Here is a 23,120-nt window from a genome sequence, read left to right on the forward strand (position 1 = left end):
TAAATAGGAGGTATACCTGTGAAAAAAAATGAGAATCTGAAAAGCCTTTCTTTGAATGAAATAGAATATTATAAGGTACACGGAAGAAATATTTCCGGTCAGTGTCCTCTTCCCCTGTTTTTTAACGGAAGCGGTATTGAGGTCAATGTAACCGGTTCTGAACTGTGGATCGATCTAGAGGTAGACTGTGATTTCCACGAGCCCTGGATCTATACAGCACTGAATAATTCCTTTATGAGCCGCCAGATGCTTCTGCCCGGTTCCTATTCCATCTGTCTGTTCCGCAATATGAGTCCGGACAGTGTCAAAAACATGAAATTCATGCGTGAGCTGCAGTCCATGACAGAAGACGATGACTGCCACATCCTTGTAAAAGGCTTTCAGACAGATGGCTTTTTCCTTCCAACCTCCGAAAAACGTTATAAAATAGAATTTATCGGAGACAGCATCACCTCCGGTGAAGGTACCTATGGTGCCAAAGAGGATACGGACTGGCTTGCCATGTATATGAGCAGCAGCCGGAATTATGCCGTCATGACTGCCAATGCCCTGAATGCTGACTATCATCTCTTTTCCCAGGGTGGCTGGGGAGTTTACTGCGGCTGGGACAATGATACAAGGCACAATATCCCTTCCCGCTATGAAGCCCTGTGTGGTCTATGTGGCGGAGAATTCAACGAATCCCTCGGTGTATCCAAACCCTACGATTTCCGTAGCTGGGTACCGGACGCTATTGTAGTAAATCTGGGTACCAATGATGCCAGTGCTTTTGAACAGCCCCCATTCACCATTCCAGAAACCGGTGAAGTCTGCAAGCAGCGCAAGAATCCAGACGGCACCTATAACAGGGAAGACCTTCTGAAGTTTGAACAGGCTGTCATTGATTTTCTGAAGATACTCAGAAAGCACAATGAATCTTCGCATATCGTATGGGCTTACGGCATGCTTGGTTATGATCTGACTCTTGCTATCACAGAAGCTATGAATACCTACCGCAATGAAACCGGCGATTCCAATGTTGCTTTCCTGCAGCTTCCCGATTCCACACCGGACAACCTCGGTGCACATGCACACCCGGGACCTGCCTCCCATGAACGGGCTGCAGCAGTCTTGACCGAATATTTTAAAAAGAAATGGGAAGTCTGATGACTTCCCATTTCTTTTCTTCTCGTTTTTTTAACCCCTGCTGGGCATCTCAGCTTCTTTTTTCTCTCCATGCCCCGCTTGATTCTCTTCTTTCCTTTTTCTTCTCAATTTTTCACTCTCTGCGGGGCACCTCAGCTTCTTTTTTCTCTCCATGCCCCGTCCGAAGCTCTTCTTTCTCTTTTCTTCTCAATTTCTCACTCTCTGCGGGGCATCTCAGCTTCTTTTCCTTCTCCATGCCCCGTCCGGTTCTCTTCTTTCCCTTTTCTTCTCAATTTTTCGCTCTCTGCGGGGCACCACAGCTTCTTTTCCTTCTCCATGCCCCGTCCGGTTCTCTTCTTTCCCTTTTCTTCTCAATTTTTCGCTCTCTGCGGGGCATCTCAGCTTCTTTTCCTTCTCCATGCCCCGTCCGGTTCTCTTCTTTCCCTTTTCTTCTCAATTTTTCGCTCTCTGCGGGGCACCTCAGCTTCTTTTTTCTCTCTATGCCCCGTCCGATGCATTGGTTTTCAGATTATAAAGCAGCAATGCCAGCAGGATCAGCACATACCCAACCAACTTCAAAAAACTCATACCTTCTCCACCGACCGCAATCCCCATCACACTGGCTGTCAGTGGATTCACTACCGTAAATACTGCTGCTGTTTCTGCGGGCAGATATTTCTGTCCCACTGGCTGGAAGGTAAATCCAAAGCAACTGCACAAAAGCACCAGAAGCAGTAACATTACCCACTGCTGACTGCCCTGCGGCAGGCTGAAATCTCCGGAAGCCAGAGCTACGATCAAACTGAGAAGCCCCATCACACCAAGCTGCAGCATACCTACGGTCACAGGATCTGCATCCTGTGTTACTTTTTCTGTCGCCATGATACAGGCTGCGTATGTCAGTGCTGCAAGTATCATCAGCACGATGCCGAGACCTCCGCCAGAACAGCTGCTTTGTGTCAGAGACAAACATCCAACACCGATAACTGCGAGCAGGGCGCACAGCATGGTTTTCTTCTTTGGCAGAGTTCTTGCCAGGATCGCCGCATAGATCGGAACCATTACGATCGCCATGTTTTCGATCAGGGAACTGACACCGGAATCAATAAGCCGCAGGCCATACATTTCAAATATCATGCAGACCGTATACAATACACCCAGGATCAGTCCGCCTTTCAGGCTGTTTTTACTGCAGGCAAGCAGCTTCTTATGGAAGATGACCGCCAGCACCAGAAACGCCAGAATAAACCTGACTGCCAGAATATTCATGGGCGACATGGTATTCATCAATATTTTTGAAAAGAGGAAAGAAGTTCCTCTGGCAACAAATACTGCCGTTAAAAGTAATTTTGCACTTATAGGTTTCATCCTACGCTACCACCCTATGCTCCAGCCATTTCCTGCTGTGAAATCTTCCAAAGAATATGATGCTTCTGACACCCCAGTCTGTAAACATACCGATCCATACCGCCATTGGTCCAAAGTGTAATGCCCTGACTAGAAAGATACATAGGCTCACACGGCAAAGCCACATAGTAATGGTCGATACAATCATACTGAATTTCACATCTCCTGCTGCCCGCATTCCATATCCGGGGATAAAGGATCCTACCCAGAAAATAGGTTTGCAGACCGTGATCCATCCTACCATATAAACACACAGTGCTGCGCTCTCTGGCTCCATGGCTGCGATCACTGTGACCGGCCTTGCTGCCAGATATACCAGAACACAGCTGATGATCAGACAGATCTCAGCCCATACGCACACCTTTCTGATATAATATACCGCTTCATCCTTCCGTCCAGCACCGATACACTGTCCTACTACTGTCATCAGCCCGATTCCCATCCCCATAGGCGCTATCCCATTCAGGTTCTCCATAATATTAGCCATAGCCTGTGCTGCAATTGCTGTGGTTCCCATGGTGGAAACGCTGGACTGGATCGCCAGCTTACCGAACTGGAACATACTGTTCTCTACACCGGAAGGAATTCCGATGGCCAGAATACTTAAAATCAGCTGCCATTGCGGTCTGATCTTAACATAATGATTCACTGTGATCGTCTGCCCCTCCCTGTGAAGAAAGGCCAGTACTACCACCGCACAGAATACACGTGAAAGAAGTGTCGACAGTGCCGCTCCGGACACTCCCATATGGAAGCCCCAGATAAAGACAGCATTTCCGATGATATTCAGGAAATTGGAGATCACAGAAACTGTCATGGGCAGTCTGCTGTTTCCCTGTGCCCGGTAAATGGCTGCACCGGCATCATACAGTCCAATAAAAGGAAAAGACAGTGCTGTATAATAAAAGTAGATCACAGCAGCATCCATAACATCCGCTTCTACCTGTCCAAAGACAAGGTGCAGAAGCTCCCGGTTACTGATCATGCAAAGTACCGTGATCACTGCAGAGATAAGAAACACAACAAGCAGCACCTGCTTAGCTGCCCTTTCCGCTTCCTTTGGCTTTTCCTTCCCGATATACTGGGAACAAATGATACAGCCTCCTGCTGCAAGTGCGGAGAAGGCCTGGATTACCAGTACATTGATAGAATCCACCAGGGAAACCGCTGACATGGCAGCGGCTCCCACATTACTGACCATGATGGTATCTGCTGTTCCCATCAGGGAATTTAAAAGCTGCTCCACCATCAGGGGAACCAGCAGTGCCCACAGGGCACGGTTGCTGAATAATCTGTTATGCGATCGCGAACTGACTGTTGTACAGTTTTGCATAAAAACCACCTTCTGCGAGCAGTTCTTCATGATTTCCCTGCTCGATAATATGACCGTCTTTCATGACCAGTATCACATCTGCATTCTGGATCGTCGATAACCTGTGGGCTACAATAAAGCTTGTCCTGCCCTCCATCATCGTTGCAAATGCTTTCTGGATCTTCTGTTCTGTTCTTGTATCAATAGAAGAGGTTGCCTCATCCAATATCAGCACAGGAGGCAGGGAAAGCATCACTCTGGTGATACAAAGGAGCTGTTTCTGCCCTCCTGACAGGCTGCCGCCATCCTCTCCGATCACGGTATCATAGCCATCCGGCAGCCTTCTGATAAAGCTGTCCGCATGGGAAGCCTTTGCTGCTGCAATGACCTCCTTATCTGTGGCATCCGGTCTTCCTACTGTGATATTCTCCCGGATCGTTCCTCTCTTAAGCCACGTATCCTGCAGCACCATACCAAAGGAGGTGCGCAGGGATTTCCTTGTAATATCCCGGATATCCGTACCATCTACGGAAATACTTCCTTCATTGACATCATAGAAACGCATCAGCAGATTGATCAGTGTCGTCTTACCGCAGCCCGTAGGCCCTACGATAGCGATCCTCTGCCCCGGCTCTACCTGAAGATTCAGATCCTCGATCAGCCTCCTGTCCGGTGTATAGGAAAATGCCACATGGCTAAGGTCAATGGCTCCCTTTGCATCTGTCAGCACCCTGGCATCTGCAGCATCTGCGGTCTGAGGCTCTTCCTCAATCAGTTCAAAAATACGTGCCGCACAGGCAAGTGCACCCTGCAGCTCTGTCACGACACCGGAAATTTCGTTAAAAGGCTTGGTATACTGGTTTGCATAAGAAAGCAGGCAGGTAAGCTGTCCTACTGTCAGTCTGCCGGAGATCGCCGCCATGGCGCCCGTCAGTCCAACTCCCATATAAACCAGACTGTTGACAAATCTCGTGCTGGGATTGGTAATGGAAGAAAAGAAGATTGCCCGCAGGGAATACTTTTCCAGCCTTCCGTTGATTTCATCAAAGGCTTCCAGTGTTTCATCCTCTCTGTTATAGGCCTGGACCACCTTCTGATTACCTATCATTTCATTGATCAGGTTGGTCTGTTCTCCTCTTGTTTCTGACTGCAGCTTGAACATGCTGAAGGTCTTTTTGGCTATAAAGCTTGCCACAAGCAGGGAAACCGGTGTGATCACAACAACAACTACAGTGATCCCCACATTCACAGAAAGCATAAAGAACAACGTACCGATGATCGTCACAACACCGGTAAACAGCTGGGTAAAGCCGATCAGCAGACCATCTGCAAACTGGTCTACATCCGCAATAACACGACTGACAATATCTCCCTGTGAATGACCATCCAGATATTTCAAAGGCAGCTCCTGGATCCTGCAAAATGCCTTTTCCCTGATATCCTGGATCATACTGTAAACGATCCTGTTATTGCAGATTCCCATCAGCCACTGTGCCAGTGCAGTAAGAACAACTACCACTGCCATCTTTTTCAGGATGGTAAACAGTGCCGGCCACGGACTTCCTGTCCCCTCTGCCGGGCTGATCAGACTGGTCAGCCAGTCAACCGCATTTCCTGTCAGCACCGGCAGATATAAGGTAAGTGCTACAGAAGCTGCAGCCATCAGGATCGTAAGAACGACCAGCCATCGGTATGGCTTCATATATTTTAAGACCTTGATCAGGGTCTCCTTCTGTTTTTCATTTTTTTCTGTCTTTTTCATATTACTCACCCTGACCTGCCTTCTTTTCAAACTGACTGTAATAGATTTCCTGATATACCTCGCAGCTCTTAAGCAGCTCGTCATGGGTTCCCATTCCCACTGCCCTGCCGTCATCCAGCACGATGATCGTATCCGCATGCATCAGGGAAGAAGCTCTCTGGGAAACAATAAATACGGTAGTGTCTCCTGACATTTCCTTCAAGGCCTTACGGAGTGCTGCATCCGTTGCATAATCCAGTGCGGAAGCACTGTCATCGAGGATCAGGATCTCCGGCTTCCTTACCAGTGCCCTGGCAATAGAAAGACGCTGCTTCTGTCCACCGGAAAGGTTCCGTCCTTCCTGCTCGATCATTTCATCAAGACCGTCCTTCTTCTGCCGCACGATCTCTTCTGCCTGTGCTGTCCTGAGCGCTTCATAGATCTCTTCATCAGTAGCCGCTTCATTCCCCCACTTCAGATTATCCCGGATTGTTCCCTGGAACAGCACCGCCTTCTGCATGACAACACCGATCTTATCCCGGAGGGCAACGGTATCATAGCTTCTCACATCTCTGCCATCCACTCTCACCCTGCCGCTTGTCACATCATAAAAACGGGGGATCAGGTTCACCAGGGAAGACTTACCAGAGCCGGTACCACCAATGATGCCGATGGTGTCTCCCTTTCTGGCCTTAAATGTAATATCTGTCAGAGCTTCCTCGCCGCCCTCATAATACCGGAGTCCTACATGCTCGAAAACAACGCTGCCCGTTTCTTCTTCACTGCCGATATTCACTGAATCTGCTTCTTCCGGTTCCTCTGAAGAATACTCCTTCAGTCCTGCTGGCATTACCAGCACTGTCTCGATCCTGTTTCCACAGGCAACTGCCTTGGTCATAGTGATGATCAGGTTTGCCAGCTTCACCAGCTCTACCAGGATCTGTGACATATAGTTGATCAGTGCTACCACCTCGCCCTTTGACAACACACCTGCATCCACCTGCAGGGCTCCTGTATAGATCAGGGCGATCAGACCTGCATTGATCACCACATAGGTCAACGGATTCATCAGCGCCGAGATCCGTCCTGCTGTAGTCTGGATCTTCTTTAGTGCATCATTCTCACCGTCAAACTTACTGATCTCTGCCGGTTCCTGTCCAAAAGCACGGATCACACGGACACCGGTGAGATTCTCTCTTGTAGTTCCAAGCACCCTGTCAAGTCCGCTCTGTACTCTTTTGTACAGCGGAATACTTACCAGCATGATGCCAAATACGATCACGGACAGTACCGGGATCACAACTACGAAAATCAGGGCAGCCTTTACATCAACCGTAAAGGCCATGACCATGGCACCAAATACAATGAATGGCGAACGCAGAAACAGGCGCAGTACAAGGTTTACACCTGACTGCACCTGATTGATATCACTAGTGATCCTTGTGATCAGCGTGGCAGTTCCCTCCCTGTCAAGCTGGGAAAAGGACAGCTTCTGAATGTGTTCAAATACACCATGACGGAGCTTTGTAGCAAATCCAACAGCCGCTTTCGCTGCGAAATACTGTGCCGTAATGGAACAGACAAGACCGATCAGACCAAGTGCTGCCATGATCAGGCACATTCTTCCTACATAGCCCTTATCTCCCTGCGCAATTCCCACATCGATCATGGATGCCACAACAAGCGGTACAATAAGTTCAAAAGAGGCCTCCAGCAGTTTAAACAGAGGCCCCAGAATACTTTCTTTTTTATAATCTTTAAGATAGACAAGCAGCTTTTTCAATTTCTTTCTTCCTTTTTTAGTCCAGATATGCGTCATATTTTTCATTGGTATCATTCAGGAATGTGACCGCTACGATACCGGGACCTGTATGGGCACCGATCGCACAGCCGATCTGGGATTCCAGAATATCCTTTACGTGATAACGCTCCCTAAGCTGTTCTTCTACGAAATCAGCGGATTCCCTGTCCTTTCCGTAGACAACGGCTACCATCTGGTTCTCCAGGTTTTTGCCCTTCTCCCCAACCATATCAAGGATCCTCTTCTGAGCCTTCTTCCAGCCACGGACCTTTTCTACAGCACTCAGGGAACCATTTTCATCTACAATAATGATAGGCTTGATATCCAATACAGTTCCTGCAAGGAAAGAGGTTCTGCTGAGCCGTCCTCCCTTAAACAGATAATCAAGCTGCATCACTGTGACTGCGTGCTCCATATGCTCACAGAAGAAGTGTGCCGCCTCAATGATCAGCTCCTTCGGCGCCCCGTTTTTCTGCATCTGCAGGAGCTTTGTCACAACAAGTCCATAGCCTACGGAAGCACACCTTGAATCAATGATCGTCAGCTTAAAGTCCGGATATTCCTCCTTTACTTCATCATAGGCAAGATTTGCTGCATTAAAGGTTCCTGCTATTCCTGTGGAAAAACAGATATACAGAACCTCATCCCCACGCTTTGCATAGGGCAGGAAATGCTCATGGAACATATACTGGTTGATATGATAGGTTTTAATATCCTTACCGGAAGCCTGGATCTCATAAAATTCCTCCGGGAAAATGGTTTTGCCATCAAAGTAATCAGTTCCCTCAATCGTGACCGGTGTAGGCATTACATATAAATTGTACTTGGTAATGACACTTTCCGGAATATCGGAAGCTGAGTCTGTAATAATCTGAAAAGCCATATTTTTTCTCCTTTTGGCATACTATATGTGCAATTATAGCAAATATCCTGCCGCCGTACTACTTATTTTTTCTTAACCTTGTGGAATCACCCTGTGATCTGTCAGGAAAAAAGTAAATTCCCCACTGTCCAGAAGCTGCTCCTGATCATTCAGGATCCGTACCTCATAAACAGCCAGATGCTTTCCCATCCGCAGCCTTCTGGCCTGACATACCACATAAGACAGATGATCTGCCGGCAGCATAAAATTCAGGGAGCCATTGACTGTGGTCGCAAAATATCCACCCATGCACGCTCCGAGTCCTGCCGTGATATCGCAGAGGGAATAAAGGCATCCTCCATGAAACATCCCGTAGGGATTGGTCAGTTCCTCCTTATAAGGCATTTTCGTACAGACATAATCTGCCGATAAGCTTTCCACCTCAATGCCAAGGTGCTGCATATAGGCATTCTGCTGCACTACTTCTCTCATTGCCTGTTCCAGCTCATTCATCTTCTGTCTCCTTTATACCGCATAACCTTCCAGTCCTTATTCATCCTTCAGGAGTGCCTGGTAAATCTCTCTTTTTCCTACGCCTCTGTCCGCCGCCACCTTTTTCATGGCGCTCTTTCTGTCTATACCCTGCTTTTCATAAAAAGCCATGTGCTCCTCTATGCTCATGGATTCCCAGCTTTTCTGCTGCTCCTCCTCGATCTCCTTCCGGCTCTTTCCTTCAATCACAAGGACATATTCCCCTTTGGGTTCATTTTCCTCATAATAGTCTGCAGCCCCTTCGAGAGTTGTTGGCATAATGGTCTCAAATTTCTTGGTCAGTTCCCGGCAAAGCGTGATCCGGCGCTCCCCCAGCGTTTCCAGAAGCTCAGACAGTGTCCTCTTCAGATGATGGGGAGCCTCATACAGGATCATGGTCCGTGTCTCTCTGGCAAGCTCTTCCAGCACAAATGCCTTTTCCTTTTTATCCGTGGGCAGAAAGCCCTCAAAGCAGAACCGCCTTGTGGGAAGTCCGGACAGTGTCAGTGCTGTAATGCAGGCACAGCACCCGGGAAGGGATGTCACCGGCACACCTGCCTTCTGGCACTCTGCTACAAGCACCTCCCCGGGATCAGAGATCGCAGGTGTCCCTGCATCTGTGATCAGTGCGATATTTTTGCCTGTAAGAAGCTGATCCACCAGATAATGAGCCTTTTCTACTTTATTGTATTCATGATAGCTGGTCATGGGAGTTCTGATCTCAAAATGATTCAGCAGACGGATACTGTTTCTGGTATCCTCTGCTGCGATCAGATCTACCTCTTTTAATGTCAATAACACCCGCTCTGTCATGTCCTGCAGATTTCCGATAGGTGTTGCACACAAATACAGGGTTCCGCTCATGGTCACTCTCCTTAATATCCGTAAACTGTGTAAATCTCCTCTGTGTAAACCCCAGGCTTCTCATAAACGATCAATGGCTTTTCTACGGTCAGTCTCGCCTTTCCGCCCCGGTTTGCTTCGATCAGGACCATATTGGGCTCCTTATCTGCAAAGGGATACACCAGCTTCATCCGCTTTGGCTCAAGCCTGTACTTCCGCATCAGTACCATGATATCCACCAGCCGGAAGGGTCTGTGCACCAGATAAAAATTACCGCCGCTCTTAAGCAGCCCTGCTGCCTGTGAGATCACATCCTCCAGATTACAGAGCAGCTCATGCCTTGCGACCGCCTTGGGTCCACCTGGATTGGTAAGTCCGTGATGCTCTGTCATATAAGGGGGATTACAGGTCACAACATCAAAGGAAGCAGCGCCAAAAAGACTCACTGCTTCTTTTAAATCTCCGGTTACGATTGTAATCTTATCAGTAAGACCGTTGAGCTGTACACTACGTCTTGCCATATCTGCACTTTCTTCCTGGATCTCAAGTCCTGTCAGATGAGCAGCCTTTGTCTTGGCCTCCATCAGGATCGGTATGATCCCTGTTCCCGTACCAAGATCGATCACCCTGGCACCTTCTCTGGCACGGGCAAAACCGGAAAGCAGAACCGCATCCATCCCGAAACAGAACCGACCCGGATCCTGGATGATCTTATAGCCGTTTCTCTGCAGATCATCCACTCTCTCATTTTCCTTCAAAAGCTCATCAGTTGTCATCAAGCTTTGATTTTCCTTCCTGTTTTTCCAGCTTCTCCAGTGTCTTCAGTTCTTCATCCTGTACATCCACCTTATTGTTTCTGCGCTTTCTCTTAAACCGCAGCTGTTCTACCTTATATTCCTGAATCTCCTTCTCGTCACCTACATCTACGATTACCTTGACAAGCTGGCGCAGCACGTTGACACTTGCTACTTCTCCCTTCAGTCCGTCATCTGTAGTAACATGATCACCCACATTCGGCAGTCTCCGGTTCAGCTCCTCATAGGTTTCCTCCTCATGCTTTAAGCAGCACATCAGTCTACCGCATACGCCGGAGATCTTGGTAGGATTTAAAGAAAGATTCTGCTCCTTGGCCATCTTGATGGAAACCGGAACAAACTCTGACAGATGTGCATGACAGCACAGCTCCCTGCCGCAGATACCGATTCCGCCAAGAATCTTGGTCTCATCCCTGACACCGATCTGGCGAAGCTCGATCCTCGTCTTGAAAACAGATGCCAGATCCTTAACCAGCTCTCTGAAATCAATTCTTCCATCTGCTGTAAAATAAAAAAGTACCTTATTATTGTCAAAGGTATATTCTGCATCGATCAGCTTCATTTCAAGACCATGTTTTTTGATCTTCTCAAGGCAGATCTTAAAGGCCTCTTTTTCTTTAAGCTTATTACCAGCCTCCTGCTCATCATCCCGTTCTGTGGCAATACGCAGTACCGGCTTCAAAGGCTGTACTACCTTGTCATCATCTACTTCTCTGGGATTTCCTACTACAGTTCCGTATTCAATCCCCCTTGCAGTCTCTACAATCACATGATCATTTCTTTTAACAGACAGCTTGCCGGGATCAAAAAAATAGATCTTGCCTGCTGTCCGGAATCTTACACCGATTACTTTTTTCATAAATCTATCAACCTCACTAATTCTCTTTAATGGTAAGCAGCAGAAGCTCCATGGTCAGATCAAAGTTTACATTGGCATTCAGTCTCTGCTTGGACTTTTCCAGTTCTTCTATGATGGTTTCAATCCCTTCGTAGGTACTGGTATCTGCTACTTTTCTAATATACTGTATCTCTTCCCGGAAAATCAAGTGATTTGCATCATGTGTAGCCTTAAAGAGCAGCACATCACGATACCAGATGGAAAGAATATCCAGGTAATCATTGATATCCAGCTTGTATTCCGTGATCTTTTTGATAGCAGTCACGATCTCATGAATCTCCATATCCTGGATATTCCGAAGAAGGGAAACTGCCTCTTCCTTTACCTTGTCAAATTCTTCACTGGAAGCAAGCAGCTTTGCTTTTCCCACATTTCCCCTGGCAAAAGCAACACAGATATCTGCCTTATAGTCCGGGATCTGCATGGTCTTCATCAGATAATCCTTGACCTGTGCATCTCTGACAGGCTTCATATTAAGCTGTACACATCTGCTCAGGATCGTGGGAAGCAATGCATTTACATTACTGGCAAGAAGCAGGATCACACCATATTCCGGTGGCTCCTCCAGTGTTTTCAGCAGGGCATTCTGTGCCTGTACTGTCATCTTTTCCGCTTCATTGACAATATAGATCTTCCATTTGCCGCTGTAGGGCTTGATCGCCATATCATTGTTGATCTGGGTACGGATATCCTCTACGCTGATCACATTGGGCTTTTCATGAGTCAGAAAAATAATATCGGGATGATTACCACTCTCTGCCTGCACACAGGAATGACATTCGCCGCACGGATCTGCTCCCTGTCTGTTTTCACACTGCAATGCCTGTGCAAAGATTTTTGCAATGAATTCCTTGCCAGAGCTTCTCTCTCCGTTAATCAGATAGGCATGGGAAACTTTTCCGAGCTTTACCGCATTTTCCAGGTGATCTCTCAGCTGCTCCTGTCCTACAATATCCTCAAATCTTCTCATAGCCTGTTCCCCCTATGTCAGTATATCAAGCAAAAGACCTCTGATCTCCCCAATCCTAGAAAGGATTGCCAGATGATCCTGTTCTTCCTTCATCAGCTCCTGTGCCAGCTCATCCAGATTCTCATCCACCAGCCGGATAATACCATATACTCTGTGACGTCCCTTCCTGTCCAGAAAGTTTTCCCTGCTGAAGGAATGGGATCTGTTGATGATCTCATTCATAAAATCCTTGATCAATCCCCGGTATTTCTTCATATCCCGGACATCCCTCTTCCTGGCAAGCTTATTTCCCTGCATGGTAATCTCTTCCATCAGCGTAGTCAGTCTTGCCTGCAGCTCCTTTTCCTCAATATGGCTCACAAGGGTGAAGCGGAAGGCATCATCCGTCTCCTGCACTTTCTGAGGTGCTTCCGGCCTGGCAGCCTGGCTGACCTGATTCACTTTTATGTCCATTCTGCTTCCTCCTTCCCCTGCTCAGCCTCATGCTTTGTCAGCTTCGCCTGCTCTACCCTGAAATATATTCCTCTATTTCTGCAAGACAATGTTCCAGATTCTCGTTGGAAAACCGCTTCGTAACCCCGGCTTCCCGAATCTTTTCCTCAGAAAAATCTTCCGCATCAGACAGATATCTCCGGCACAGCTCCTCATATTTCGGGGTTTCCTGTCTCCATTCCCTGTCAAGTGCCCTCTGCAGCCTGACACCGTCATCTACTTCAAGAAGAACCGGTATCACCTTTTCTTTTCCAAAATATCCTGCTGTTTTTATGTAGGATTCCAGTGTCCCTATGATCAGATAATTTTCATTCTCAAGGTCTATATGACCATCATCCACAGTAAAATAGCGCCACAATCCATAACAGGTATGATAAGCTCTTGCCTCTACAACCCTGCCTTCATCCTGAAGCTTTAAAAAACCTGCCTCGTCTGTAAAAAAGTATTCTCTTCCTTCTTTTTCGCCGGCACGCATGGGTCTTGTCGTATACGGAACTATCTTCTTAAGCTGCAGAGAGCTGCTTTTTAGCAGCTCCCTGTAGATGGTATCCTTTCCCGTAGAGCTTTTCCCCATTAAGTATACCATTTTTCCCATGTAAATTAAACCTCTACAACACGTATCATATTTGTTCTTCCGGATACACCAAGAGGCACACCTGCCGTCAATACAACCTTATCCCCTTTTTTGATATATCCCTCCTTCTCTGCAGCATGGACAGCCTCATCAAACAGATCCTCTGCCGTGCTCTCCCTTGCGATCCAGATCGGTGTAACACCCCATGCCAGATTCAGCTGTCTGCAGGTTCTAGGGCTCACAGAGCAGGCAATGATCGGACAGGAAGGCTTATATCTTGCGATCATACCTGCAGTAAATCCAGAGATCGTTACGGTAATGATCGCTGCTGCCTTCAGATCCATGGCTGTCGTACAGGTTGCATGGGAAATCGCAGTTGTCGTATCAATATCATCAATATCTTTTCTTCTTCTCAAACGGCTGTTATAGTCAATATCCTCTTCGGTTCTTTCGGCGATCTTTGCCATAGTCTTTACCGCTTCTACCGGATAAAGTCCTGCTGCACTTTCTCCCGAAAGCATGATCGCTGTAGTTCCGTCATAGATCGCATTGGCAATATCCGTAGCCTCAGCACGTGTCGGTCTTGGATTCTTGATCATGGACTCCAGCATCTGGGTTGCCGTGATAACATGCTTTCCTAGTGCTTCTGCCTTCTTGATCATCTGCTTCTGGACGATCGGCACCTCCTCCATAGGGATCTCCACACCCATGTCGCCTCTCGCTACCATAATACCATCTGCTGCCTCCAGGATCTCATCCAGGTTTCTTATGCCCTGCATATTCTCAATCTTTGCAATGATCTTCATGTGGCTTCCATGCTCTTCAATGATCTTACGTACCTCCAGGATATCCTCTTTACATCTGACAAAGGATGCCGCCAGAAAGTCAAAATCCATGTCACAGCCAAACATGATATCACTGCGGTCCACATCACTGATATAGGGCATGGAAAGGGCTGCTCCCGGTATATTTACACCCTTGTGGTTGGAAATGGGGCCACCGTTTACTACGCTGCAGATGATATCTGTCTCATTGATCTCATCTACCACCATCTCAATCAGACCATCATCGATCAGGATCGTTGTTCCTACGTTGATATCATCCTTCAGTCCCTTATAAGTAATTGTTACTTTTTCATTATTTCCGAGGATCTCTTCTGTGGTCAGGATAAACTTCTGTCCGGATACAAGCTCAGTCTTTCCTCCTTCAATGTCCTTCAGGCGGATCTCCGGTCCCTTGGTATCAAGAAGCGTGGCAACTGGCAGCTTTAACTCACTGCTGACTTTGATCACACGATCAAATTTTGCCTTGTGCTCCTCATGGCTTCCGTGTGAAAAATTAAATCTGGCTACATTCATTCCTGCCAGCATCATCTCCCTTAATCTCTCCTCGCTCTCGCTTGCGGGACCGATCGTGCAGATAATTTTTGTTTTTCTCATTTTAACTCCTCCTGCTTTCTTCTTTTACACAACAGATCTTGTAATGATTCCCGTCATTTTCCATGTCATTTTGATGAGTAATTCCCTGCAGGTCAAAGCCCTGCTCTAAATACTCCCTGATCATACGGATCAGAGTTTTATCTATTTCCTCACCGGGTACCAGCACAGGAATCCCCGGTGGATATAGCATTACGAAATCAGCTGCCGTTCTTCTGTCTGAATCTCCAAGCAAAACTTCTTCTGTCTCAGCCCGGAAGACCTCTTCCATTCTGTAGCTCTGCTTCGGTTTATATTGCTGATAAAAAATACTGACTGATGCCGGCTTTTCTTTTGCCGGATTCTTTCCTGGCTCCTGCATCTGCCGCTCTATTTCCAGGTCGATCTCCCGCAGGGCATCCGCCAGCCTTTCAAATCCTTCCCTGTCATCCATCACAGACAGCAGGGCGATCACGTAATCGTACGCAGCCATTTCCAGTTCAAGATGATACTTCCTTCGAAGCTGCTCCATAAGAAAACTGCCGCCACAGCCGCTTCCCCTGACAGAGATCAGAAACCGGAAAGGCTCCTGCCTCCTGCAAACCGCCTCATCCATCACAAGCCCGGCCTCTCCTTCCACAGAATGCTCTGTCATATCTGCAGGATAGATCCTGATATGTTTCAGATCCCTGCAGCGTTCTGTAAGCCTTTGCCGGTACTTAAGGATCCTTTCAAAGGGTGCTTCCCCTTCCTTCTCCAGATAGGCCATACAGAAATCGATCCCTGCCATCAGCAGATAAGAAGGACTGCTTGTTTCATAAACAGCCAGATATTTCTGAACCAGTTCAGGATCCACCAGTTTTCCATTCACATGAAGCAGCGCCGTCTGTGTCGGTGCCGGAAGCATCTTGTGTACACTGTGGATCACCAGATCAGCTCCCTCTGTCACAGCGCTTTCCGGCAGCCTTCTGTGAAAGCCGAAATGTGCTCCATGTGCCTGATCCACGATCACTGGGATTCCATAGTGATGAGCCGCTTCACAGATTCCTCTGACATCAGACAGAATCCCGTCATAGGATGGTGATGTGACGAGAACAGCACATACCATGGAAGAAATTTCTTTTTCCGGTATATTCTCCCTCTGAACCAGCTCCTGCAGGCTTCTTTCCACCTGCTTTGCAGAAATGCCACCTGAAATCCCATAAGCTTCTATCAGTTCCGGAAAAAGATACTCCGGCTGCAGGTGGTTCAGCATGATCCCATGATATACTGCCTTATGGCAGTTTCTCGCCACAAGGATCCTGCTGCTCCGTCCTGCTACAGCAGAAATCGCAGTAAGCAGGCCACAGGTACTTCCATTTACCAGAAAATATGTCTTTTCGGAATGATACAGTTTTCCTGCTCTCTCCTGTGCTTCCTTCAGGATCCCCTCCGCATGATGAAGGTTATCAAAGCCGTCTATCTCTGTAATATCAAGAGGGTATACCCTGGATACCGGTGATCCCATTTCTTTTCGTTTGTGTCCCGGCATATGAAACGGATAAAAATCACTCTCTCCGTAACGCTTCAGTTCCTCTGCAAGCAGGTTCATTTGGCAACTCCCACTCTGACTCTGCCAGGCCTTTTCCGGATCTTCAGGGTTTCCAGAAGGGAACAGTATTTGTCTGCCGCAGTGACAACCCAGGCCTCCCTGCAGAGCGGCGGTACTACCGTCAGCGGCCACATATGTTTCTTGATGATATCCTCTTCCCTTCTCGTCAGATGATATTCCTTTCTGGCATTTTTAAGTGCAATACCCGGATGATAGAAGCCATGCAGCTTCTGGTAATTCTCTCTGTTCTTATCATGCCAGTCATACAGGAAATAATCATGAAGTAATGCTCCGCGGATCAGATCCCTCTCACTGCATCCAAGGCCAAGTGCTTTGTTGATCTGGATGCTCTGTTTTGCTACATCGAGGCAATGTCTGTAAACCGGCATGGTTCCATGCTGGATATGATGTCTTGTCTTCTGAAAATTCTCAGAATGCAGAATATCGGAAGCATTTTCTTTGAGCAGCCGGTAGAATTTCCGTCTTTGCTCATACTGCTTCCTGTACTTTTCCATTCTTCTCTGGTGTCCTTCTTTTAAACTTTCCAATGCTGCTCTCCTTCTATCTGAACGGTTGCCCATTACACCTAATTAGTTATTTTACCATAGATAACGGATGAAGTGTGAAAAATGCTTCTATTCTGTAAAAAATTTAACATTCTTTTTACTTTCGATCACTCCGGTCACCTTTTTCCACTCTTTCTGCGTTTCCGGAAGCATCTCCCTGATCCTTTCCTGATCCTCCTCTTTTCCCGCCTGTTCCAGTGCAGCAAACATTTCTCCGAGGGCATCCGCACCAATCCCTCTTGCTTCCCCCTTCAGTGCGTGTACAATAACAGTAAACTGCCTGAAATCTCTGACTTCTTCTAATTTCTTCTCCTGTTCTTCTCTCTGACCTGCAAACAGATCCAGCAATCCATAATAAAATTTTCTGTCACTGTCCGCATATTTTAATCCTTTTTCCGTATCAATTCCTGCATTCCCAAGTGCCTGCATATAGCCTGCAAAAAACAGGCCTTTCCTTATCACCCGATACAATGATTCTGATGTAAAAGGCTTCGCAAGATAGTCAGAAAATCCTTCCCCCTGATACAGCTCTCTTGCTCCCTGTGTTGCATTTGCTGTCAGTGCAATCACCGGCGTTTTCTTATTTTCCCCATTTTCATCTTCCTTTATCCGGTGAATCGTTTCAATACCATCTAACTCCGGCATCATGTGATCCAGAAAGATCAGGTCATATGTATGCTCCCTGCAGCAGGTTATGGCTTCTTTTCCACTGGAAACTACGGTAATATCCGCCTCTGTCTTCTTCATCAGCTGCCGGAATACCATCAGATTCTTTTCATTGTCATCCACAGCAAGGATCCGTATTCCCTGAAGTGCAATCTCTTCCTTCTGTTTTTGTCTGTTATTGCTCTCTGCTATCTTTTCCGGGTCTGCCTCAAGATATGGGATCCTTACAATGAATGTTGTGCCCTTTCCTAGTTCACTGTACAGTTTTAATGTTCCATCCATCGCATCCACAAGCTGCATAACAATAGCCAGACCAAGGCCAAGGCCTTCTTTTCTGACATTCTGGGCACTCCTTCCTCTTTCAAACGCTTCAAATATCCTGCTCCTGTCAGCTTCTGCGATCCCCATTCCGGTATCCCTTATCACAAATTCCAGAAAAGCATTTTCTTCTTCATAAACCTTCTCTGCAGTCAGCGAAATAGTGCCCTTGTCTGTATACTGGACAGCATTTGACAAAAGATTGATGAGAATCTGTAAAAGTCTTCTCTCATCCCCCATAAGCCAGATACTGTCACTTCCTGAAATTCTGTTCTCTGCCTGAAAACACAGTCCCTTTTCTTCTGCCTGGTGTCTCCCTACCTTTTCAGCCTGGACGAGCATTTCAGACAGATCATAGGGCTCTATGGCCAGTTCCTGATTTTCTTTTTCGATTCTGGACATTTCCAGAATCTCCTCTACCATGGATATCATGGTATTTCCTGCTGTCTCGACCTCAAGTGCATAATCCCTGATCTGTTCATCCTTACTTTCCCGCAGGATCATCTCACTCATACCCATGATCGTATTCATAGGTGTCCGCAGCTCATGACTCATCTTCATCATAAATCTGGTTTTTGACTCATTCGCCTCACGAAGCTGTTCCATTGTCTTCAAATGCTCTGTCTGATCAATAAACCAGAGCATACAGCCACCCTTTTCTCCGTTTTCGATAATATCCTCCGGCCGGATCTCAAAGGTCACATTCCCTCTCTTCAGGATATGGCTGCCATCAAAAAGAGCATCCAGGATTTCCTTCTGACGATAGATCTGATCTCCTTCCTTAAGTCCCGGATAGATCATATTCATTCTCTGATTGATATAAATAATGATATTGTCTTTATCAAGAACAAGAAGGCCCTCATCTCCATAGTTAAAAGCGTTATCTACCGCTGCCTGGAGAGAACCGAAATATCCATATCGGAGCATGGCGACCATCATACAGAACATCATAACCGTTACGACAAAAACAACAGGATTATAGCTGCCAAATACACCAAGTCCCTTCATGATCATTTCAATGCACATGACCCCGATTCCTGTAATCACATAACGGATCCTTTTTTTCTGCAGGCTTGTGCTTCCTGGATACCGCACTGAACACATGATAAAAAGTCCAAGAAATACTGCTGCCAGATCTATGTAGTGCAAATACCAGATAATCCCATCTGTCACTACTATCCTGTTATACATGCCATCCTGGAGGATCTTCATTGTTTTATAAAAGTATGTGTGATGCTCTGCAGTGAACACTCCAACAAGTGTAATAATATTTACGGTCAATTGCATCATATAGATCCATTTGGGTATGTGCAGCTTGACAAATTCCGATACAAACCATAAAAGTGCCATCAGAAAGGCTGTCTGTCCAAAATACTGGACACAAAGTCCTGAAAGTGCTGCTTCTACCGTATCAGCATGGATCAGCTCCAGATGGATCCCTACAACAAACACGATCGTTCCCACATCATACAGGATAAATGCCAGCTGTGCCCTGGAAGGCTGCTGGTTAATGATCACTGCCAGCATAAAAAACATCATGACAAATGCTATGACATCCACTATCTGAAATACATAATACATCGCTATCCCCTTTTCCGCCATTCACTTTCTATTGCAGTCTGTTAACGCTCATTATAGCCTGTAATAAATTCAATGACAACAAAAAGAACCTGCCGGCTGCCCTTATGGTGCAAACCTGCAGATTCCTTTTTCACTCATACATACCTGAGATATTCTTTTTAGTACAGTTATTTTTCCTTTACGACTTCCTTTAATACCCTAAACAGCTCTCTTGTCTGCTGTTCTGTATATTCTTCCAGTGGCTTTCTGGTCTTTTTGGTCTTGATGATTCCCTGATAAGCAAGCACAGCTTTATACGCTGCAATGTTATTCACACTGCACAGTGCCTCATTCAGCCTGTTGGTAAGCTGCTGTCTTTCTGCTGCCAGCTTGTAATCATTCTTTTCCAGTGCTTCCCACACAGCTTCATAGTACTCAGGGATTACCTGGGAGCTTCCGGAGACAACACCGTCACCGCCCATGGAAACCACTGCTGTCAGGAGCTGATCCGGACCCGCCAGTACACTGAAGGTGCCATCACTGATCCGCATCATCTGCTGGATCCTTGTCATATCCGGATAGCTGTATTTGATACCGATGATATTCGGGCACTGTGCTGCTGCCTTCTCTGCAGCTGCTACAGAAATATCATTCATGGCATACTGCGGGATCGCATATAAGTATACCGGAAAATCCTCCGATACGCTCTTTGCCACACTGACAAAGAAATCTACCAGTCCATCTTCACTGATCTTAAAGAAGGAAGGTGTTACTACGGCAATGCCATCCGCACCTGCCTCTACCGCATGCTTTGCCAGCTCTACGGTATCCTTCAGATTCCATCCGCCTACATGTACATAAACAGGAACTCTGCCTGCTGTCCTTCTGATCACAGTTTCTGCCACAAGCTTACGCTCTTCTACAGTAAGATACATCATCTCACCAGTTGTACCACAGGGATAAATTGCCTGCAGTCCTCCCTTAATGCAGTGCTCAACCAGATTCTCAAGAGATTCTGCATCTACCTGATCATCCTCTGTCAGAGGAGTTACCACCGGGACTACAATACCACTCAGTTTTTTCATATGTTGTCCATTCCTTTTTATATTACTTCTGAAATCTTAACAGCACGTTTTTCTGCTACACTCTTCTCTACTGCCAGTGCCAGATTCAGTGCCATCAGACCATCCCTCCAGCCAACAACCGGCTCTGTATCATTCAGGATCGCCTGTGCAAAAGCCTTGACTGACTGATAGTTACCATTAATGTAGAAATCCTTCAGTGCCAGCTTTCCAAGGTTGGAATAATTGGGTCTTAAAATTTCTACCGGAACTGCCTGCTCGGTTACCGCCTGGGTTCCCTTATTGGCAAGTCCTGTATCAGAATTACAGATAATGGACGGCTTCTGCCACATAAAATCTCTTCCGTTGTCTGCACTGACCATATTTCTGTCACCACGTACTTCTACGCTCTCCATGCCATAGCCACATACCCAGGATCCCAGAGATCCCAGCATCATAGTCCCCACACAGCCGTTCTCAAACTGCATGGTCACGGCAAAGGTATGCTGACCCGGCTGCTTTTCATAGCGATAGGCAAATACCTCATCCACTTCACCGATCAGGTACCTTGCCAGATCAAAGAAATGGCAGGAACCTACACGGAGCAGATCTGTTTCGTTGGTACGATAGCCGCCGATAAACTTTGCTGAGAATGCGGAAGGTGCCCCAAAGCCTTCAGAATCGATCGCCCCCTTCATATCATGATAAGCCAGGTTGAAACGCTTATTGAAGGATACACCGATCTTCTTATTATTCTTCTTTGCTGCTTTGATCAGCTTCTCAATATCTTCTTTCTCTGTTCCAAGCGGTTTTTCAGTAAATACATGCAGTCCGGCTTCCACACACTTCAGCGCCAGAGGTGCCTGCAGCTTTGCGATCGTAATAACAAAGGCACAGTCAGCTTCCACATTCTTTAGCATTTCGTCCATATCCTGCCATGATCTTGAAAGACCAAACCGTCTTGCAGCAAAATCTGCACGATCCTTGTTCATATCACAGACACCAACAACCTCAATCTCATCAATATAGGAAATGGCATTGTGGATCATATTGGTGGCCTGTTCGCCACATCCGATCAGAACGGCACGCACTTTTTTGTCTGCTTTTTCTATTCCTTCATACAAAAACATGGTTCTTCCCTTCCTTCCTGCATCCATTCTCCTGTTTCTTCTTATTTAACAGGAAGCTTTAAAACGATCTTTCTGTAAGCATCGCCTGTCTCGTTGACCTTGCCTCTGCAGCGGTGTGCATCCTGAGGAAACAGAATGTAGAACATGCCCGCAGTTGCCAGATATCTCTTGCCTCCGCCATAGTAAAAACGAAAATCCGTCTTCTCATCATACTCTTCTCTGACCTCAAGCTGGGTAGCCTCTTCCCACTCAAAGATCTCCTGTCCGGAGAATACAAACTGTACATCCAGGAATTTCTTATGTGTTTCCATCTTGTCACCGCTGATATCGGAAGTCTCACCTTCCTGTACCATAGCATACATTTCGCTGTCTGTACGATAGGTTCCAACAGGCTTGTCTAACAGTGTTTCTACAAATTTCATGCCTTCCTCAAGTCCGGGAACAGCGTCTACATAGGTTTTATAATTCTTGTAATAATCCAGTATCATATCTCTTCTCCTTGTATAATTACTTGTTATAAATAAGACCTGCTTCATCGAAAGCTGCCTGCAGGAAGGAACGGATCTCGCCCTCTCTCTTCCATAGGTCATCTCCCATATGGGTTCTTACTTCTACTCCAACATGTACATCCCTGATCCCGGCCGGTGTCTCAGCCTCTGCTGCTGTGCGGAGCATCTTTGCCGCGCCCTGAAGATCCAGGTAACCCCAGTTCTTGTATTCCGGTGCATTGCCAAGCTCCATATGCCAGTCACCATAGCAGGGATTGGACGGATCAGTCACACAGTTGCAGATATGGAACTGTGCCATGTAAGGAAGTGCTCTCTTCATGGACTCCTCCAGATCAATTTCTGCCAAAGCTTCATGGGCGCTGTCCCAGTGAATATAAAAATTGGGACATTCCTTCTTCAGTCCCTCAAACCAGTCGATAACCTCATGGATCGGACCCATAAGCTGCTTCTTGTGTACGTATCTGTCAAGCGGCTCCAGCGTCAGATGCATGTTCTGATATTTGGATGCTTCCTGCGAAATTTCACAGAAGGATTCAAAAAGTGCCTTCTTGGCATCCTCTCTTTTCTCCGGTGATACATCCGGGCCAGAGGGCAGGCCTACATGATAGGCTCCGCTCTCTGCCGCCTCGGCAAGCAGCTCTTTGACATAAGCGACTGCACGCCTTCTTTCCTCCGGGTCAAGGGCTGATAAATTGTCTCCCTTTTCATTGATATTGGGAGAGGCCCAGATGGTAAGCTGATAGTCACGGTCTTCCACGATCCTTCTTACCAGCTTCTGGTTCTCTTTTTTGAAGATAACCGGCAGCTCAATTCCTGTATAAAAAGGAATCTTTGCCACATCAGGAAGGATCTTCTGTACAAAGAAGTTCTCATCCGTTACCGCCGGCATGAAAATCTCAAGCATATGTAATGACGGTGCCAGTTGTTTCATTG

The 23,120-nt window shown here is 46.8% G+C and carries 23 protein-coding genes; 1 reads left to right on the forward strand and 22 read right to left on the reverse strand.

The genetic code is table 11. From position 1 onward, the window contains the following. The first annotated feature begins 18 nt into the window (after positions 1–18). On the forward strand, positions 19–1,146 hold the full coding sequence (locus OCV77_RS01565; protein WP_262572684.1) for an SGNH/GDSL hydrolase family protein: 1,128 nt from the start codon (positions 19–21) through the stop codon (positions 1,144–1,146). A 30-nt stretch (positions 1,147–1,176) separates the two neighbouring features. Here the strand turns inward: OCV77_RS01565 and OCV77_RS01570 are convergent, their stop codons facing one another. The 22 genes from OCV77_RS01570 to OCV77_RS01675 all read right to left on the reverse strand — a co-directional run bounded on the left by OCV77_RS01570 (position 1,177) and on the right by OCV77_RS01675 (position 23,118). Beyond that, positions 1,177–1,299 carry a hypothetical protein gene (locus OCV77_RS01570; RefSeq protein ID WP_262572687.1) on the reverse strand — a complete coding sequence of 41 codons (123 nt, stop codon included), beginning with the start codon at positions 1,297–1,299 and terminating at the stop codon, positions 1,177–1,179. 60 nt (positions 1,300–1,359) lie between these two features. After that, positions 1,360–1,545: a hypothetical protein gene (locus OCV77_RS01575; RefSeq protein ID WP_262572689.1), complete on the reverse strand. Its 186-nt coding sequence runs from the start codon at positions 1,543–1,545 to the stop codon at positions 1,360–1,362. A 78-nt stretch (positions 1,546–1,623) separates the two neighbouring features. Then, positions 1,624–2,493 (reverse strand): DMT family transporter, encoded by an 870-nt coding sequence (locus tag OCV77_RS01580; RefSeq protein ID WP_262572690.1) that lies wholly within the window; start codon positions 2,491–2,493, stop codon positions 1,624–1,626. Position 2,494: 1 nt separating this feature from the next. After that, positions 2,495–3,865 (reverse strand): MATE family efflux transporter, encoded by a 1,371-nt coding sequence (locus OCV77_RS01585; RefSeq protein ID WP_262572692.1) that lies wholly within the window; start codon positions 3,863–3,865, stop codon positions 2,495–2,497. Beyond that, positions 3,828–5,606 carry an ABC transporter ATP-binding protein gene (locus OCV77_RS01590; RefSeq protein WP_262572694.1) on the reverse strand — a complete coding sequence of 593 codons (1,779 nt, stop codon included), beginning with the start codon at positions 5,604–5,606 and terminating at the stop codon, positions 3,828–3,830. Before OCV77_RS01590 ends, OCV77_RS01585 begins: the two co-directional genes overlap by 38 nt. Position 5,607: 1 nt before the next feature. After that, positions 5,608–7,368, reverse strand: coding sequence for an ABC transporter ATP-binding protein (locus OCV77_RS01595; protein WP_262572697.1), 1,761 nt, complete (start codon positions 7,366–7,368; stop codon positions 5,608–5,610). A gap of 16 nt (positions 7,369–7,384) precedes the next feature. Next, positions 7,385–8,269 carry a DegV family protein gene (locus OCV77_RS01600; RefSeq protein ID WP_118797166.1) on the reverse strand — a complete coding sequence of 295 codons (885 nt, stop codon included), beginning with the start codon at positions 8,267–8,269 and terminating at the stop codon, positions 7,385–7,387. A gap of 72 nt (positions 8,270–8,341) precedes the next feature. Next, the gene (locus OCV77_RS01605; protein WP_118797165.1) at positions 8,342–8,761 is read right to left on the reverse strand and encodes a PaaI family thioesterase; all 420 of its coding nucleotides are present in this window, start codon (positions 8,759–8,761) and stop codon (positions 8,342–8,344) included. A gap of 36 nt (positions 8,762–8,797) precedes the next feature. Further along, positions 8,798–9,643, reverse strand: coding sequence for a 16S rRNA (cytidine(1402)-2'-O)-methyltransferase (rsmI, locus tag OCV77_RS01610; protein ID WP_118797164.1), 846 nt, complete (start codon positions 9,641–9,643; stop codon positions 8,798–8,800). A gap of 11 nt (positions 9,644–9,654) precedes the next feature. After that, a complete protein-coding gene (locus OCV77_RS01615; protein WP_262572766.1) occupies positions 9,655–10,398 on the reverse strand; it encodes a tRNA1(Val) (adenine(37)-N6)-methyltransferase in 744 nt (247 codons plus the stop codon). Continuing rightward, on the reverse strand, positions 10,388–11,296 hold the full coding sequence (locus OCV77_RS01620; protein ID WP_118797162.1) for a PSP1 domain-containing protein: 909 nt from the start codon (positions 11,294–11,296) through the stop codon (positions 10,388–10,390). The genes OCV77_RS01615 and OCV77_RS01620 overlap by 11 nt, the downstream gene beginning before the upstream one ends. Positions 11,297–11,312: 16 nt before the next feature. Next, the gene (gene holB / locus OCV77_RS01625) at positions 11,313–12,305 is read right to left on the reverse strand and encodes a DNA polymerase III subunit delta' (protein ID WP_262572701.1); all 993 of its coding nucleotides are present in this window, start codon (positions 12,303–12,305) and stop codon (positions 11,313–11,315) included. 12 nt (positions 12,306–12,317) lie between these two features. Further along, on the reverse strand, positions 12,318–12,758 hold the full coding sequence (locus tag OCV77_RS01630) for a YaaR family protein (protein ID WP_118797160.1): 441 nt from the start codon (positions 12,756–12,758) through the stop codon (positions 12,318–12,320). Between the two features lie 52 nt (positions 12,759–12,810). Then, positions 12,811–13,392, reverse strand: a complete 582-nt coding sequence (locus OCV77_RS01635) for a nucleoside/nucleotide kinase family protein (RefSeq protein WP_262572703.1) — start codon at positions 13,390–13,392, stop codon at positions 12,811–12,813. Positions 13,393–13,397: 5 nt separating this feature from the next. Continuing rightward, positions 13,398–14,810 (reverse strand): pyruvate kinase, encoded by a 1,413-nt coding sequence (gene pyk, locus OCV77_RS01640; RefSeq protein WP_262572706.1) that lies wholly within the window; start codon positions 14,808–14,810, stop codon positions 13,398–13,400. A gap of 1 nt (position 14,811) precedes the next feature. Next, the gene (locus OCV77_RS01645) at positions 14,812–16,377 is read right to left on the reverse strand and encodes an aminotransferase class I/II-fold pyridoxal phosphate-dependent enzyme (RefSeq protein WP_262572708.1); all 1,566 of its coding nucleotides are present in this window, start codon (positions 16,375–16,377) and stop codon (positions 14,812–14,814) included. Further along, on the reverse strand, positions 16,374–16,925 hold the full coding sequence (locus OCV77_RS01650; RefSeq protein ID WP_262572711.1) for an HD domain-containing protein: 552 nt from the start codon (positions 16,923–16,925) through the stop codon (positions 16,374–16,376). The genes OCV77_RS01645 and OCV77_RS01650 overlap by 4 nt, the downstream gene beginning before the upstream one ends. Positions 16,926–17,012: 87 nt before the next feature. Beyond that, positions 17,013–19,508 (reverse strand): ATP-binding protein, encoded by a 2,496-nt coding sequence (locus OCV77_RS01655; RefSeq protein ID WP_262572713.1) that lies wholly within the window; start codon positions 19,506–19,508, stop codon positions 17,013–17,015. A 167-nt stretch (positions 19,509–19,675) separates the two neighbouring features. After that, on the reverse strand, positions 19,676–20,572 hold the full coding sequence (locus OCV77_RS01660; RefSeq protein WP_262572715.1) for a dihydrodipicolinate synthase family protein: 897 nt from the start codon (positions 20,570–20,572) through the stop codon (positions 19,676–19,678). A 17-nt stretch (positions 20,573–20,589) separates the two neighbouring features. Continuing rightward, complete coding sequence (locus OCV77_RS01665) at positions 20,590–21,705, reverse strand: Gfo/Idh/MocA family protein (protein ID WP_262572718.1); 1,116 nt, start codon at positions 21,703–21,705, stop codon at positions 20,590–20,592. 14 nt (positions 21,706–21,719) lie between these two features. Next, positions 21,720–22,166, reverse strand: a complete 447-nt coding sequence (locus tag OCV77_RS01670; RefSeq protein WP_118797153.1) for a NanQ anomerase/TabA/YiaL family protein — start codon at positions 22,164–22,166, stop codon at positions 21,720–21,722. A gap of 19 nt (positions 22,167–22,185) precedes the next feature. Beyond that, entirely contained in the window at positions 22,186–23,118 is a 933-nt protein-coding gene (locus tag OCV77_RS01675) for a sugar phosphate isomerase/epimerase family protein (protein ID WP_262572721.1), read from the reverse strand. Positions 23,119–23,120 lie beyond the last annotated feature (2 nt).

Source organism: Suilimivivens aceti (assembly GCF_025567405.1).
In the GTDB taxonomy this organism is placed as follows: Bacteria; Bacillota; Clostridia; order Lachnospirales; family Lachnospiraceae; genus Suilimivivens; species Suilimivivens aceti.